General features: G+C 61.5%; 15 protein-coding genes. 5 read left to right on the top strand and 10 right to left on the bottom strand.

Annotation, left to right across the window (positions count from 1 at the left end; all coding sequences use genetic code 11):
- Positions 1 to 648: 648 nt before the first annotated feature.
- Both trmB and galE read left to right on the top strand, forming a co-directional pair.
- On the top strand, positions 649 to 1,329 hold the full coding sequence (gene trmB / locus JaAD80_RS00510; RefSeq protein WP_102292420.1) for a tRNA (guanosine(46)-N7)-methyltransferase TrmB: 681 nt from the start codon (positions 649 to 651) through the stop codon (positions 1,327 to 1,329).
- 179 nt (positions 1,330 to 1,508) lie between these two features.
- On the top strand, positions 1,509 to 2,528 hold the full coding sequence (galE, locus tag JaAD80_RS00505; RefSeq protein WP_102292419.1) for a UDP-glucose 4-epimerase GalE: 1,020 nt from the start codon (positions 1,509 to 1,511) through the stop codon (positions 2,526 to 2,528).
- 177 nt (positions 2,529 to 2,705) lie between these two features.
- Here galE and JaAD80_RS00500 read toward each other — a convergent pair whose 3' ends face one another.
- From JaAD80_RS00500 to JaAD80_RS00470, 7 genes are all read right to left on the bottom strand, one after another.
- Positions 2,706 to 3,992: a Glu/Leu/Phe/Val dehydrogenase gene (locus JaAD80_RS00500; protein WP_034785857.1), complete on the bottom strand. Its 1,287-nt coding sequence runs from the start codon at positions 3,990 to 3,992 to the stop codon at positions 2,706 to 2,708.
- A 289-nt stretch (positions 3,993 to 4,281) separates the two neighbouring features.
- Positions 4,282 to 5,259 carry a LysR family transcriptional regulator gene (locus tag JaAD80_RS00495; protein WP_102292418.1) on the bottom strand — a complete coding sequence of 326 codons (978 nt, stop codon included), beginning with the start codon at positions 5,257 to 5,259 and terminating at the stop codon, positions 4,282 to 4,284.
- Positions 5,260 to 5,303: 44 nt separating this feature from the next.
- Entirely contained in the window at positions 5,304 to 5,789 is a 486-nt protein-coding gene (locus JaAD80_RS00490) for a hypothetical protein (protein WP_146012212.1), read from the bottom strand.
- Positions 5,786 to 7,609 carry a DNA helicase RecQ gene (gene recQ, locus JaAD80_RS00485; RefSeq protein ID WP_102292416.1) on the bottom strand — a complete coding sequence of 608 codons (1,824 nt, stop codon included), beginning with the start codon at positions 7,607 to 7,609 and terminating at the stop codon, positions 5,786 to 5,788. The genes JaAD80_RS00490 and recQ overlap by 4 nt, the downstream gene beginning before the upstream one ends.
- 6 nt (positions 7,610 to 7,615) lie before the next feature.
- Entirely contained in the window at positions 7,616 to 8,461 is an 846-nt protein-coding gene (locus JaAD80_RS00480; protein WP_102292415.1) for an undecaprenyl-diphosphate phosphatase, read from the bottom strand.
- Between the two features lie 155 nt (positions 8,462 to 8,616).
- Positions 8,617 to 9,765 carry an MFS transporter gene (locus tag JaAD80_RS00475; RefSeq protein ID WP_102292414.1) on the bottom strand — a complete coding sequence of 383 codons (1,149 nt, stop codon included), beginning with the start codon at positions 9,763 to 9,765 and terminating at the stop codon, positions 8,617 to 8,619.
- 34 nt (positions 9,766 to 9,799) lie between these two features.
- Positions 9,800 to 10,570, bottom strand: a complete 771-nt coding sequence (locus JaAD80_RS00470; RefSeq protein ID WP_102292413.1) for a DeoR/GlpR family DNA-binding transcription regulator — start codon at positions 10,568 to 10,570, stop codon at positions 9,800 to 9,802.
- Between the two features lie 166 nt (positions 10,571 to 10,736).
- On the opposite strand from JaAD80_RS00470, the gene JaAD80_RS00465 reads away from it, so the two are divergent.
- Positions 10,737 to 11,225 (top strand): demethoxyubiquinone hydroxylase family protein, encoded by a 489-nt coding sequence (locus JaAD80_RS00465; protein WP_258002751.1) that lies wholly within the window; start codon positions 10,737 to 10,739, stop codon positions 11,223 to 11,225.
- A gap of 31 nt (positions 11,226 to 11,256) precedes the next feature.
- On the opposite strand, the gene JaAD80_RS00460 is transcribed toward JaAD80_RS00465, so the two are convergent.
- Together JaAD80_RS00460 and JaAD80_RS00455 are read right to left on the bottom strand one after the other, a co-directional pair.
- Positions 11,257 to 11,532: a YkgJ family cysteine cluster protein gene (locus JaAD80_RS00460; protein ID WP_102292412.1), complete on the bottom strand. Its 276-nt coding sequence runs from the start codon at positions 11,530 to 11,532 to the stop codon at positions 11,257 to 11,259.
- A gap of 69 nt (positions 11,533 to 11,601) precedes the next feature.
- Positions 11,602 to 12,474, bottom strand: coding sequence for a head GIN domain-containing protein (locus JaAD80_RS00455; RefSeq protein WP_180979241.1), 873 nt, complete (start codon positions 12,472 to 12,474; stop codon positions 11,602 to 11,604).
- A gap of 566 nt (positions 12,475 to 13,040) precedes the next feature.
- On the opposite strand from JaAD80_RS00455, the gene JaAD80_RS00450 reads away from it, so the two are divergent.
- On the top strand, positions 13,041 to 13,346 hold the full coding sequence (locus tag JaAD80_RS00450; RefSeq protein ID WP_102292410.1) for a cyclic-phosphate processing receiver domain-containing protein: 306 nt from the start codon (positions 13,041 to 13,043) through the stop codon (positions 13,344 to 13,346).
- Positions 13,347 to 13,397: 51 nt separating this feature from the next.
- Positions 13,398 to 13,718, top strand: a complete 321-nt coding sequence (locus tag JaAD80_RS30030) for a hypothetical protein (RefSeq protein WP_146012211.1) — start codon at positions 13,398 to 13,400, stop codon at positions 13,716 to 13,718.
- 92 nt (positions 13,719 to 13,810) lie between these two features.
- Here the strand turns inward: JaAD80_RS30030 and JaAD80_RS00445 are convergent, their stop codons facing one another.
- The gene (locus JaAD80_RS00445; RefSeq protein WP_180979240.1) at positions 13,811 to 14,263 is read right to left on the bottom strand and encodes a hypothetical protein; all 453 of its coding nucleotides are present in this window, start codon (positions 14,261 to 14,263) and stop codon (positions 13,811 to 13,813) included.
- Positions 14,264 to 14,589 lie beyond the last annotated feature (326 nt).

Raw genomic sequence — 14,589 nt, 5'->3', positions numbered from 1 at the left:
AATGCCCTGTTCCACCATTTCGGCAATGAGAACAGCAATTATTGATAGGTGACGCGGAACGTCTCCCTTCTTCCTGTAATTGCTAATCGACACATGGCTCATGTTCATGAGCGAGGCGAACTCATGCAGCTTTAACCCTGCCTTACCTATGTGTCGTTGAAATTCGTCGTATGTCATAGCGGGCCATTATAGGCAATTTAGGACGAAATAAATACATGTATTTATGTAAAAAATTCACTATTTTATGTATTTTTATTGTTAATATGCTAATTATTTTGGGGTGAGAATTGTGAAGGGGGCACTTTCTCAGGCCTACGAATCCCTCGTCGGTATCTTCGCCAGTATCTCCGATTGGTGCATACTCTGTTGGTTTTCGTATCTTGTACTTCCATAGGCGCTCCACAAACGTAAAATCCATAGCGTAGATGGCCGCTTGTGCGGCTGCTATAATGTCACCTTTGCGGAGCAGAAACGGGCCGCAAGCCCGCATGGTTGTTGAGTTCCTTGTCGAGCTTCCCAAGCTTACGACGAGGGTTCGATTCCCTTCACCCGCTCCATTTTCCCAGGCGCCTGGCCTTGTGCGGCGCGGCTACTTAATTCTTCATTCCCATGTCTTCAGATACCCCAGCAAACGGCCCGGCGCGGCCGATGATGTACGATCCGACCGAACACCGCATCCGCAGTTTCGTGACCCGCGCGGGGCGCTTGTCCGTGGCGCAGGCGCGCGCGCTGGAGACTCTGGGGCCGCAGTTCCTGTTGCCTTTCGCTAAGGAGTCCACGGACTTCGAGCAGGTGTTCGGCCGCAAGGCGTCTGTCATCCTGGAAATCGGTTTTGGCATGGGCGCGACCACCGCGCATATCGCCAAGGCCATGCCGGAGAAGGATTTCATCGGCGTCGAGGTGCATACGCCGGGTGTCGGCAGCCTGTTGAAGCTGATTGGCGAAGAATCGCTGACGAATCTGCGTTTGCTGCAGCACGATGCCGTGGAAGTGCTCACGCACATGATTCCCGCCAATTCGCTGGCCGGCATCCACGTGTTTTTCCCCGACCCATGGCACAAGGCACGCCATAACAAGCGCCGGCTGATCCAGTCGCCATTCGTCAAGCAATTGACGGACCGCCTGGCGCCGGGCGGCTATCTGCATTGCGCCACGGACTGGGAAGATTACGCGGTGCAAATGCTCGAAGTGCTGGGCGCCGAGCCGCAGCTGCAAAACAGCGCCGAAGGCTATGCGCCGCAGCCGGCTTACCGTCCGCTGACCAAGTTTGAAAACCGCGGCTTGAAGCTGGGCCATGGCGTATGGGACCTGGTGTTCATCAAGAAATAGGCGTCGAGAAATAAATGCATAGCGCACCGGCGACTTGCCGGCCCGCGCATTGCAACAGCATCAGCCTGCCGCCACCCGCCGCAGGCTTTTTTTATGCCAAATGGCGATTCGTCTGGCGTGCCGGCTTGGCAGGCAGGGCGAATTCAGGTAGTCTTATCTTTTTTGCATTGATTGACATTATGACCAAAAAGATACTCGTGACAGGGGCGTCCGGTTTCATCGGCTCGCATACCTGCGTGGAACTGCTGGCCGCCGGCTTTGACGTGGTCGCAGTCGACAATCTGTGCAACAGCGCGCGCGAAGCGATGGCGCGCGTGGAGCGCATTGCCGGCACGAGCGTGCCGTTTTATGCGGCCGATGTGCGCGACCGCGCGGCCATGGCCGCGATCCTGCGCGAGCACGCCATCGATGCCGTGATCCATTTCGCGGGCTTGAAGTCGGTGGGCGAGTCCGTGGCCCAGCCATTGAGATACATGGACAACAATGTGACCGGCACGGTCGCGCTGCTGGAAGTGCTGGCGGCGGCGAATGTGAAGCGCTTTGTGTTCAGCTCGTCTGCGACCGTGTACGGCGATCCGGAAGCCTTGCCCATCGTGGAAACGTCGCGCCTGTCCGTGACCAACCCGTACGGCCGCTCGAAGCTGATGGTCGAGCAGATACTGGCCGATCTGGTGCACGCCGATGCGCAGTGGCAGGTGGGCGTGCTGCGCTATTTCAATCCCGTCGGCGCGCATGCCAGCGGCTTGATCGGCGAAGATCCGACCGGCATTCCGAACAATCTGATGCCTTTCATCGCGCAGGTGGCCGTCGGCCGGCGCGAACGCCTGGCCGTCTTTGGCAACGACTACCCCACGCCGGATGGCACGGGCGTGCGCGACTACATCCACGTGGTTGACCTGGCCCTGGGCCATGTGGCCGCGCTGCATCGCCTGTTCTCCACCGAGGGCGGCTTCACCGTCAACCTGGGCACGGGCCACGGCTACAGCGTGCTCGATACCGTGCGCGCCTTCGAGGCCGCCAGCGGCCGCAAGGTGCCGTATGAGATCGTGCCGCGCCGCCCCGGCGACATCGCCAGCTGCTACGCCTCGGCCGACAAGGCGAAGGAACTGCTGGGCTGGCAAGCGCAGAAAAACATCGACGACATGTGCCGCGACCACTGGCGCTGGCAGCACCAGAACCCGCAAGGCTACGCTGCGTGACGCAAAGCGCGCACCCATAAAAAATCCCGCTCACACGTCAGTGTGGCGGGATTTTTTTAAAGCGCCGTCAAACCAATGGTGCCTGAAAAATGTCTGGGGCTAGGCGCAAAGCCGAAGACGGTACGCTAGTACGGCGAGGCGAAGCAACAACGCCCCAGGCATTTTCTCAGGCAGCCATTATGGATACAGACCGCGTACTTCGCGAGCTTGCAGCACGCGTGTGCATGCGAGGATGAAGGTGGCGGTACGCATCGACACTTTCTTTTCTTGCGACACTTGCCATACCGCGTCAAATGCTTCGCGCATGATGCGGGTCAGGCGGCTGTTGATTTCTTCTTCGGTCCAGAAGAAGCTCGAGAAGTTCTGTGCCCACTCGAAGTAGCTGACGGTCACGCCGCCGGCGTTGGCCAGCACGTCCGGCACGATCAAGACGCCACGGTCGGTCAGGATGTCGTCCGCCGCAGGCAGGGTCGGGCCGTTGGCGCCTTCCAGGATGATCTTGGCGCGGATGACTTGTGCGCGTTCCGCCGTGATTTGCTGCTCCAGCGCGGCCGGGATCAGGATGTCGCAATCGATGCCCCAGAAATCTTCGCGCGGCACGAATGCCTCGGCGCCCGGGAAGCCTTCGACGCTGCCTACTTCGGCCACGTGTGCCAGCAGTTGCGGGATGTTCAAGCCGCCGGCATGCACCACGGTGGTCTTGTGATCTTGTACCGCCACCACTTTCGAGCCGGCTTCAGCGAACATGCGTGCAGCGACGCCGCCCACGTTGCCGAAACCTTGCACGATGACTTTCGCGCCTTCGAGCGACATGCCGACCTTGGCGGCCGCATCGCAACCGACGACGAACACGCCGCGGCCCGTCGCATCGCGGCGCCCCAGGCTGCCGCCCAGCGAAATTGGCTTGCCCGTCACCACGCCGGTCGACATGTTGCCGCCGATCATGGCGTAGCTGTCCATCATCCACGCCATGACTTGCTCATTCGTGTTGACGTCCGGCGCCGGGATATCCTTGTTTGGTCCGATGATCATGCTGATCTCGCTCGTGTAGCGGCGGGTCAGGCGTTGCAGTTCATTGCGCGACAGGGTCTTCGGATCGACACGGATACCGCCCTTGGCGCCGCCGTATGGCACGTTGACCGCTGCATTCTTGACCGTCATCCAGGCCGACAGCGCCATCACTTCCGACAGGGTTACATCCTGGTGGAAGCGCACGCCGCCCTTGCCCGGACCGCGCGACAGGTTGTGCTGCACGCGGTAGCCTTCGTAGTGGGCAATGGTGCCGTCATCGCGCTCGATAGGCACGTCGACCGTCAGGATGCGCTTTGGACGCTTCAGCGTTTCCACCCAGCGCGACAGGTTGCCCAGGTACGGCGTAACGCGGTCGATCTGCTCGAGGTAGACGCCCCATGGGCCAAGGTCTTCAGGATTCAGGTAGGAAGGAAGTGCGTGCTTGCTGGTCATGCTTGATAAGCTCCTGGACAAAACGGTGGGGTAATGCCGAAAAATCTGCTGCGCGTCGTGCTTTGCGGCCGGCGATGCTTGCTGTACCTTCGTACAGCTGCGCTTCTCGGCCACAAATCACTGCCGCTCGCGACGATTTTTCCTGGCATTCAAAAATGCTGTGGTGGCGCAGTCAATTGCATTGCGCGCAGCGGAACCGCATCGTAGGCGATAGCCTTATGCCCCGGCCAATGCTTTGTGCGCATCCGGTTATGCATTTATTGCATAGTTGTGTTGCCAGGATTGCCAGTCAGGATGTCGCGGCCACGGCGGCGCGTTTGCGGCGCTTGCCGCTGCGCGCCTTGCCGTCCTGCGACTGCACCAGGTATTGCCACAGGCTTTCGACGATCTGCTTGCCAGGGCGCAGGCTCGATGGGCGTTCGCGGTACAGGCGGATTTCCAGTTCGATTTCCCAGCCTGGCGCGCCGCCGTCGGCACGCGCCAGGTGCTTGTACTTGACGTCGCGCATGACGGCCGATTCGGGCAGGAAGGCGATGCCGCGGCCTTCCAGCGCCATCATTTTCAAGCCTTCGGCCATGTCCGTTTCATAGCAGGTATCGAGGAAGAGGGGCACCTTGGCATCGGCCACCAGCAGTTCCACCATGCGTCCCAGGTAGGCATTGCTGGTGTAGGAAAGGAAGGGCAGCGGGTCCTTGGCGCTGCCCGGCAGGACAAAGTCCGGCACCTTGTCCTGGCCGCAGCGCGCATATGCGCGCAGGGTTTCGCGGCCCATCACCAGCATGTCGTAGCGGCCAGGGTCCAGCTGCACCGGCTGGCGCGGATGGTGGTAGCACAGCAGCAGATCGCAGCCGCCATCGACCAGCTGCAGCACGGCGTCGTGCACGTTCAGCGCCATCAAACGGCTGTTGATGGGCGCAAAACCTTCTTCCAGTGCCGTCAGCCATTTCGGCATGAAAGTCAGCGACAGGGTATGCGGCACGGCGAAATCGACGCTGGTTTGCGTGGCGGCCCGCTTGCCGCGCAACAGGGCGCGCACGCCGTTGATCTGTCCCAGCATTTCCAGCGCCTGCTCGTAGAACACGGCGCCGGCCGGCGTCAGTCGCGTGGGGTAGGAAGTGCGGTCGACCAGGTCGATGCCGAGCCAGTTTTCCAGCGACTGGATGCGCCGCGAGAAGGCTGGCTGGGTAACGTGGCGCAGGGCCGCGGAACGGCTGAAGTTATGCGTCTCAGCGAGTGAAATGAAGTCTTCCAGCCATTTGGTTTCCATCGCGGCAGCGTTCTCTTATCAAGGGCAAAGGCAAGGTGCAGTGCTCAGGGCGTATCGGCCGATGCCGCCGGCTGGTACAGGGCGGCGGGCAGGCCAAAGAAGGACGGCGGCCCCAGGGTCGTGCCATCGAGCGAGCCGCCCGCATTCAGGGCCTTGTTGATGGCCGCCAGCAGGGAGCTGCGGTCGGCCAGGTTTTGTATCAGCGCGCGCGGGCCGTTGTGGAAGGTGTGCTGGGCGATATCGGCGGCGACGACAAAGATCGGTTCGCGGCGCAGGGGGAACTCCACCCATTCGCCGTCCTCGTCCTGCGCGCAGAAAGTGTCGGGCAAGGTCATGGTTTCGGCGCCGGGAAGGTGCGACGCCAGCACCAGGCCGAAGGCTTCCGGCACCACGTCGGCCAGGCGGCGCACGGTGAGGTCGTCCTGCACCAGGGCACGTACTTGCGCTTCCACCGCGTCTTCGGCGTCGGGCTGGGCGCCGAGGATTTTCACGGCCTGGTAAATCAGGTCCGGCGAGAGTGCTTCCATCAAATCATCTCCAGAATCATGGCGACGATTTCGTCGCCGTACGAGGCCAGTTTTTTCTCGCCCACGCCGCTCACGCCGCGCATCTGCTCGAGCGACGTGGGCTTTGCCTTGGCGATTTCGCGCAGGGTGGCATCGACGAAAATCACGTAGGCGGGGACGTTGTGCGTGCGCGCCGTCTCCACGCGCCACCAGCGCAGCTTGTCGAAGATCGCCTGTTCGCTGGTGGACAGGTCCGTCTCGACATAACCCTTTGCCACGCTGGTGCTGCGTTTGCTGGTTTTCACCGGTTTCTGGTACTGGCGCAGCTGCACTTTCTGGCCGCCCTTGAGCACGGGGCGCGAGGCGTCCGTCAGTTTCAGCGAGCTGTATTGCTCATGGTCGACCGAGACGAGGCCCAGCGCGATGGCCTGGCGCAAAATCGATTTCCATTCCGCTTCGCCCAGATCCGAGCCGATGCCGAACACCGACAGGGAATCGTGGTGCCAGGTCTTGATGCGTTCCGATTCCACGCCGCGCAGCACGTCGATCACGTGGCCGCCGGCGAAGCGCTGGTCGACGCGGTAGATGGCCGACAGCAGCTTTTGCACGGGTACGGTGCCGTCGAAGGAGACGGGCGGCACTAAACACGTGTCGCAATTGCCGCATGGCGAAGCCGGTTCGCCGAAGTATTCGAGCAATCGCATGCGGCGGCAGCTGAGCGTTTCGCACAGGCCCAGCATGGCGTCGAGTTTGACGCCCAGCACGCGCTTGAAGGTGTCGTCCGCTTCCGATTCGTCGATCATGCGCCGCTGCAGCACCACGTCCTGCAAGCCGTACGCCATCCAGGCGTTGGCGGCCATGCCGTCGCGTCCCGCGCGCCCCGTTTCCTGGTAATAGCCCTCGATGCTTTTCGGCAGATCCAGGTGCGCCACGAAGCGCACGTCGGGCTTGTCGATGCCCATGCCGAAGGCGATGGTGGCAACCATGACGATGTTTTCTTCACGCAGGAAGCGCGCCTGGTTGGCGCTGCGCTTGGCGTACTCCATGCCGGCGTGATACGGCAGGGCGCGGATGCCGCTCTGGTTCAAAAATTCCGCCGTCTCTTCGACTTTCTTACGCGACAGGCAATACACGATGCCGCAGTCGCCCGCGTGTTCCGTGTTGATGAAGTCGAGCAGCTGCTTGCGGCCATTCGCCTTTTCCACGATCTGATAGCGGATGTTCGGGCGGTCGAAGGAAGAGACGAACTGGCGCGCATCATCGAGCTGCAAACGCAGGGCGATTTCGGCGCGCGTCTGCGGGTCGGCGGTGGCCGTCAGCGCGATGCGCGGCACGTCCGGGAACTGCTCGTGCAGCACCGACAGCTTGATGTATTCGGGACGGAAGTCGTGGCCCCACTGGGCCACGCAGTGCGCCTCGTCGATGGCGAACAGGGCGATCTTCGACGCCTGGAACAGGTCAAGGCAGCGCTGGGTCATCAGGCGCTCGGGCGCCACATAGACGACGTCGATCTCGCCCGTGCGCACCAGGCGCTCGATGCGGCTGGCTTCTTCGTAGGTCTGCGTGGAGTTCAGGAAGGCGGCGCGCACGCCGACTTCGGCCAGCGCATCCACCTGGTCCTGCATCAGGGCGATCAGCGGCGAGATGACGACGCCGACGCCGTCGCGCAGCAGGGCTGGAATCTGGTAGCACAGCGACTTGCCGCCGCCGGTGGGCATCAGCACCAGCGCGTCGCCGCCATGGCTGACGTGGTCGACGATGTCGGCTTGCTGGCCACGGAAGGCCGGGTAGCCGAAAACGGTTTGCAGCAGGTCGAGCGCGCGCTGGTTAAGATCTTGATTCATAGTGCCTTATTCTGCCCAAACAACCCAGCCGTAGTGGGCGCTGGCCAATACCAGCAAGCCAAACACAATGCGGTACCAGGCAAAAAACGTAAAGTCGTGCGTGCTGATATAGCGCAGCAGCCAGCGCACGCACAGGAAGGCGGAAATGAAGGCGGCCACGGTGCCCAGGCCGAACAGGGGCACGTCGGTGGCCGACAGGATGTCGCGCGCTTTGTACAGCGAATAGAAGGTGGCCGCCAGCAGGGTCGGGATGGCCAGGAAGAACGAGAATTCGGTGGCCGTCTTGCGCGACAAACCCAGCAGCATGCCGCCGATGATGGTCGAGCCGGAACGGCTGGTGCCGGGAATCAGCGCGAACGCCTGTGCGCAGCCCACCTTCAAGGCGTCGAACGGGGTCATGTCATCAACCGAGTTGACGCGCACGGTGACGGGATTGGTGCGCGCGCGGCGCTCCACCAGCAAGATCACTATGCCGCCGATGATGAAGGCCATGGCCACAGGCACGGGCTTGAATAGCGCATGCTTGATCATCTTGCCGATGGCCAGGCCGATCAGGGCCAGCGGCAGGAAAGCGATGGCGACATTGAGCACGAACTTGCGCGACTTCGCTTCGCTGCCGAAGGTGGTCAGCACGCTGCCGATGCGCTGGCGGTATTCCCAGCACACGGCCAGGATGGCGCCGGCCTGGATGGCGATCTCGAAGACATCCATGACTTCTTTCGAGACATCCTTGGTAAAGTCGAGCAGGCTGCCGGCCAGGATCAGGTGACCTGTGGATGAAATCGGCAAGAATTCGGTAAAACCTTCGACCAGCCCCATGATGATGGCTTTTAACGCAAGAATGAGATCCATAGATGTATAAATGGGTAATAGTGACAGGATGGGGGTGACCGCTGGCGCTCGCAATGCGCGCGGGGTCGAAGCTTACCACGAGAGCGGCTTGCGAATCGGATTTGGGCGCTGGCGGGCGGCGGTTTTTTGCCACCGTCCGCCAGGCAAGGGAAGGGTCAGGACGCCTGTTTTGCCGGCGCCGCCAGGCGTGCGCTGGCGGCCACCAGCAGCAGGGCGCAGCCCAGCATGGCGAAGGCGATGTTCAGGCTGGTGGCGTGGGCGACGAAGCCGATCACGGCAGGGCCGGCCAGGATGCCCGCGTAGCCGATGGTGGTGATGGCGGCCACGGCCAGGCTGGCCGGCATGGCGTTCTGGTTGCCCGCCGCCGTGAACAGGATGGGCACGATATTCGCCGCGCCCAGGCCGATCAGCACGAAACCCAGCATGGCCAGGCCCGCCTGCGGCGCCAGCACGGCCAGGAAGAAACCGCTGGCTGCGCACAGGCCGCCGAAAGTAAGCACCCGCTTGCCGCCAAAGCGGCTGACCACCTTGTCGCCCGTGAAGCGGCCCACCGTCATGGCGATGGCGAAGGCGGCGTAGCCGAGGCCGCCCTTGGTTTCGTCGAGGCCGCGCGTGGTGGTGAGGAACAGCGCGCTCCAGTCGAGGATGGCGCCTTCGGCCAGGAAGACGATAAAGCACAACAAGCCGATGAGGATCACGGCGCCGTGCGGCATGACGAACAGCGGGGTCTTTTCGCCCGATGCCGAGGCGGTCGGCAGCAGATGGCCTTGCGCCGCGCCCAGCACGCCGCACAGCAGCAGCATCACCACCACGCAGGACCAGGCGGGGGACAGACCCAGCCACAGCAGCAGGGCCATGCAGGCCGCGCCGGCGAAGCCGCCCACGCTGAACAGCGCATGGAAGCCCGACATCATGGCGCCGCCATTCGCCTTTTCAATGATCACGGCCTGGATATTGATGGCCACGTCAAACGTGCCCATGGCCGCGCCGAACACCAGCAGCACCAGTCCCAGCTGCAGCGGGGTGGCCGCCAGCGCCAGGCCGGGCAGGATGGCGGTCAAGAGCAGGCCGGCGCTGATGATGACCTTGCGGCAGCCGAAGCGGGCCGCGAGCATGCCCGTAAACGGCATGGCGCACAGCGAACCGGCGCCCAGGCACAGCAGTAAAATGCCCAGGGTGGCTTCATCGAGGCCCAGGCGCGACTTGGCGTAAGGAACGAGTGGCGCCCAGGCGGCCATGCCGAGGCCGGCGGCAAAGAAGACCAGGCGCGTGGCGCGTTGTTGCAAGGTGCCGGTGAGATGCATGGGGGAGCTTTTCAAAGAGTCGGGGTGGATAAAATCAGGCACGGGCGCGCAGCACCTGCACACCCAGCCGTTCAAAGGCGGCGGCGTGGACTGTATCGGCGTCCGCTTCCAGCACCAGGTGCTGCAGCAAGCCTGTGGCCAGCACGCCGAAGGGGGCGGCCGTGCCCAGCTTGTCGCTGGTAATGGCCACGACGACGGCCTTGCTGGCGCCGGCGATGCTGCGCTTGAACTCGGCCTCGTCGTAATTGAAGGCTGTCACGCCCGCGTCCGCATCGGCGCCGCAGGCGCCCAAGAAGCACAGGTCGGGATGCATGCGCTCGACCGTGCGCAGCGCCTGCGGCCCCAGGCTGGCGCCGGCACGCCGGTCGACCCTGCCGCCAGCCATGATCAGCTCGATTTCCGGGCGTTCCATCAAGGCCATGGCGATCGATGGCGCGTTGGTGATGACAGTGAGCGCCAACTCTGGCAAGGCGCTGGCGATAGCCAGGTTGGTCGAACCGGCGTCGAGGAACAGCACCTGCCCGGCGCGCACGAGGGAGACGGCGGCCTGCGCCAGGCGGGCCTTGCGTTCGGGCGCTTCCTGCTTGCGCTGCGCCAGGGTGCCGCCGTCGGGCGCCAGCGGCAGGGCGCCGCCATACACGCGCTGGCACAGGCCGGCCGCGGCCATTTCGCGCAGGTCGCGGCGTATCGTATCTTCAGAGACATCGAGCTGGCGCGCCAGGTTCAGGGCCAGGACCCTGCCGTCGGCATGCAGTTGTTGCTGGATCAGGGCCTGGCGTTGTTTGAGGAGCAGGGTTGCGGACATGTTGAACTTATAAACGTGCAGGAATGTGCATGAATATACGCAAACGTGCAGAGGCGGTCAATGCTTTTCGTCGGCATGCGTACAGCGTCTTGTGCAACACCGAGAAAGTTCTTAAAAGTAATCGTTATCAGTACACTAGGCTGCTTATACGCAGCGGAGTGGGGCGATGAAGGGAGCGAAGACGCTGGGTGGCCGGATCCTGAAAGTCAATCATGCAGGTGAACATGGCGCCATCAGTATTTATGCTGGGCAAATCATCGCCGCCCGTTGGCTGCACCGGGCGCTGCTGCCGGAATTGATCGTATTCAAGGGACATGAAGAGCGCCACCGGGACATTTTTCGCGCTGAGCTGAAGTGGCGCGGCTTGCCCCGCTGCCGCAGCTACTGGCTGTGCGTCGGCGGCGGCATGGCGCTGGGGCTGGTAACGGGAATACTGGGACGCCATGCGATCGCCATCACCACGGCAGCGGTCGAGCGCGTCGTACTGCGGCATTTGCAGGAACAGCTGCGTGTGCTTGCCGGCAGCGACCCGGAAGCCACCGCCGCCATCCGCAGCGTCATTGATGATGAGCAGCACCACCATGACCAGGCGACCGCGCAGGTGGACGAGACTTCGCTGCTGGCGCGCTGGTGGCGGCATCGACCGAGTCCGTGATCTGGCTCGGCATGCGGGCCTGAGCCTGCGGTCAGCCGGGCGCCGTAGCCCGTTCCAGTTCGGCCAGCCAGTGCAGCGCATGTTCGCGGCTGGCGCCGCACATGTCCGCCGACGGCTGCAAGCCGCCGCAAAAGGCGGGGCGCTGCGGCTGGCCAAAGATCAGGCAGCGGTTGTCGTCGGCCAGCTGGATGCAGCGCACGCCTGCAGGTTTTCCATCAGGCATGCCGGGAATCGGGCTGGTGATGGAAGGCGCGGTGCAGCAGGCGCCACAGGACGGACGGCATGCCAGGGTGGCGGATGGGGACATGGAAATCAGATAAGCGGGTGAGGAGCCGACAGTATAGCAAGCCGGCTCCCATGCGTCGCCAGGACGCGCTTAGCGCACCACGCTGACGCGCGAACCCGACAGGGTGCGGCGGGCGGGGTCGCCATGCACGGTGATGCGGCCCGAACCGCTGGAGCGGGCGTTGACTTCGTTCTGCACGGTCACGTCGATGTCGCCGGAACCGTTGCTCGACAGATAGGCGACCGCGCTGTTCAGGGCCGCCAGGTTGATGTCGCCCGAGCCATTCACGTTGGCGTCCAGGCGTTGCACCTTGCCGCTGGCGCTGATGTTGCCGGAACCGTTGATGGCCACGTTGACGCGTTCGCCGCCCACATTGCCCAGTTGCACGCGGCCCGAGCCGTTTTGCACGGCGTCCGTATTGCCGCTGGCGAGGGCCGCCGCGTTGATGCTGCCCGAACCATGGTTGGCCACGTCGAAGCGCGCCACCTTGCCGGACAGTTCGCTCTTCATCGAACCGCGCTGCACCAGGCTGAAGTCGCCGCCATCGAGGCCGCTGACCACCAGGCGGCCGGCGCCGGAGACGGTGATCTTGTTTAGTTGCGGCGTCGTATAAATAATGTGGATGCCATTGCTGCTGCGAATGCTCGTATCGCTCCACAGGCGCAAAGTATTGCCGTTGACTTCGCTATGGATCAGCGGCTGCAGATTGCTGTCCGCTTCGACCACCAGCGATGGCGCGGGACCGACGCGCACGTCGATCTTGATATCGAGGCGTTTCATGTTGTCGATGTCGAGCGCGCTCAGGCTGCCGACTTGGCGCACGTCGCGGCTCACCTGCTGGTTGCCCTGCACGACATTGCTGCCCGACTCACCGGAGTAGCGCACCTCGCCATCGTTGGGGTTGATGACGATGGCGCAGCCGCCAAGGGCAACGGCACAGCACAGGGCCAGCAAGGTACGCATGGTGTTTCCTTTAAGATGGTTTGAACAGGGAAAGAAAAAGCCGGCTGCCGCGTCGCGGCTGCCGTGCTGTCGATAGCAAGATAGCAAAACGCATGGCTTTGCTGGTTGGAAATGCGACGAACTGCGCAAAAGAGGGAATGAACTGCGCCCATGGCTGCCTGTCCCATGCGGCCGGGCGTGCCGGCCTTGCAGGCAGAAGCACTTGTTGCCCCGGCGCCGCGCTACAATGGCGCTGTGGCGGCGGCCAGTCGTTGGACGACACATCCCTTTGCACCAGCGAATCATGCAAATCAACTACTTAGAACTCTAAACGACACATCGCTTTGCACGGGACGACACAACAGCTTGCACTATGCACGGCAAGCGACATATCCCCTTGCACTGACGTAATCTGGGGCCTGATTGGCCTGCATCCGACGCGATCTCGAGCCGAGCCGCACCGGTGACTGGCGCATCGATTTCTGGCGCAAATGGTGGCGACAGTTCGCCGCTTCGGCGCCAACAAATGGGGCTCATCAGGTATCATCACCACGGGCGCGCGTGCCACTATCTCCGGAGTATAAGAAATGAGGGTCTACCTCGACGATGAGCGAAATACGCCTGAAGGGTGGACGCGAGTGTACTGGCCTGATGAGGCAGTATCACTATTGACCTCCGGTGCGGTTGTCGAGATCAGCCTCGACCATGATCTTGGTGATGACGAACGAGGCACCGGGTATGACGTTATCTTGTGGATTGAGGAAGCGGTCGCGTTGCGCGGCTTTAATCCTCCAATTATCTTCGTTCATTCGGCCAACAGCTCAGCACGTCAGAAGATGGAAGCTGGAATCGCTGCGATCCAGCGGATAGTTACAGAGCGAAAAGTCAGTTGACGGTCAGAAACCGTCCTTAAAGTGGTCGCAGTAGGACGAAAGGAAGCGAGGATGGCAAGCGATCAAAAGATACGTTCACTGTTTTGCGGCATACCCGCTGGCATACAGTTTCAAGAGGTTGGCGAAATGACTGTGCTACCGCTTTCTGCTGTTCCCTACGAGTTTGAGCGCACTATCGAAAATTGGATACTTGCCTTGCCTGCGGAGTTGCACGCCGATGCGCTTTATGTCGTGGATGGCGTGCCAGAGGCGCTAACACATGCTGGCTGGTGCGCTTTCGTATCATGGATGTTGCAAAGTCTCGATGAGGCGCAATCCGCAAGGAACTTCAGACATACAGTAACTGAATGTAGTCTCAAATCGTTCCGTTAAGTTTTTATGACGGAGTCTTTAGGGCTTCATTAAAGATAAGTCGCGCTCAGCCTTACTCTACACATTGAAGATGAAGCTGCGCTCCTCAGACATTAGGCGTACTGACTTTTTCTGCCGTCTTGCCAAGCAAGCCACCCATGCCGGTGCGCACGCGCATCGTGTAAAGCATGGTGCCATGGCCCGTAGCGTTCATGATATCGGATTACGGCATGATGAAATTCAGATGAGTCGATATGCCCACGTAAATCGTAACGGCCGGTCAGATTCGACGGATATATTCCATCCATCGCGGCAACGAGTAGCTTCCAGTCCGTGATGCTGTCGCACGCGATAGTAACGCTACGAGGCAGCGTTAAAAACCATGATGCCACCTGTGTGCTTAGCTGGGACCGGTCCATAGCCTGGCCCGTCTTGCCAAGCAAAGGCAGCACGGTGGAGTGGACAAACGGATTACACCATTCCACCCGAAAATCTGAGCGTTCCAGATACAACTCATTTTGGCCGTCCTCACCCACCATGCCAATGCTGATGAGGTCACAGTTCACTGGATCTGTGTATTCAGTGTCAAGAAAAATTAGCATTCAGGCCCCTCATTCAACGTACAGAGTACCGCACTTTTCGTTGCTGACCTTCATCATAGTGCAGTATTCGTCTCAATCCAGGCAGGCTAGCAATGTTTTGCAAAGTTAACAGCGAGTCGATCCTTATTTTAGAGGTGATTATCGTTGGCTTTCGGGAAGTTTCGATAATGTTCGTTTGTTGGCTGTATTGCCGCTCTCAGTTTGACCCTCCCGCCACACCTTCGCGAACGTCGCGATCCTGTTGTAAGACCCTTTGAGCCCCAACCCTTGTAGATCCTCGTGGATATCTT

Origin of the sequence: Janthinobacterium sp. AD80 (genome assembly GCF_002878455.1) — a bacterium.
Classification (GTDB): domain Bacteria; phylum Pseudomonadota; class Gammaproteobacteria; order Burkholderiales; family Burkholderiaceae_D; genus Janthinobacterium.
This window is presented reverse-complemented; position numbering and strand designations above follow the sequence as displayed.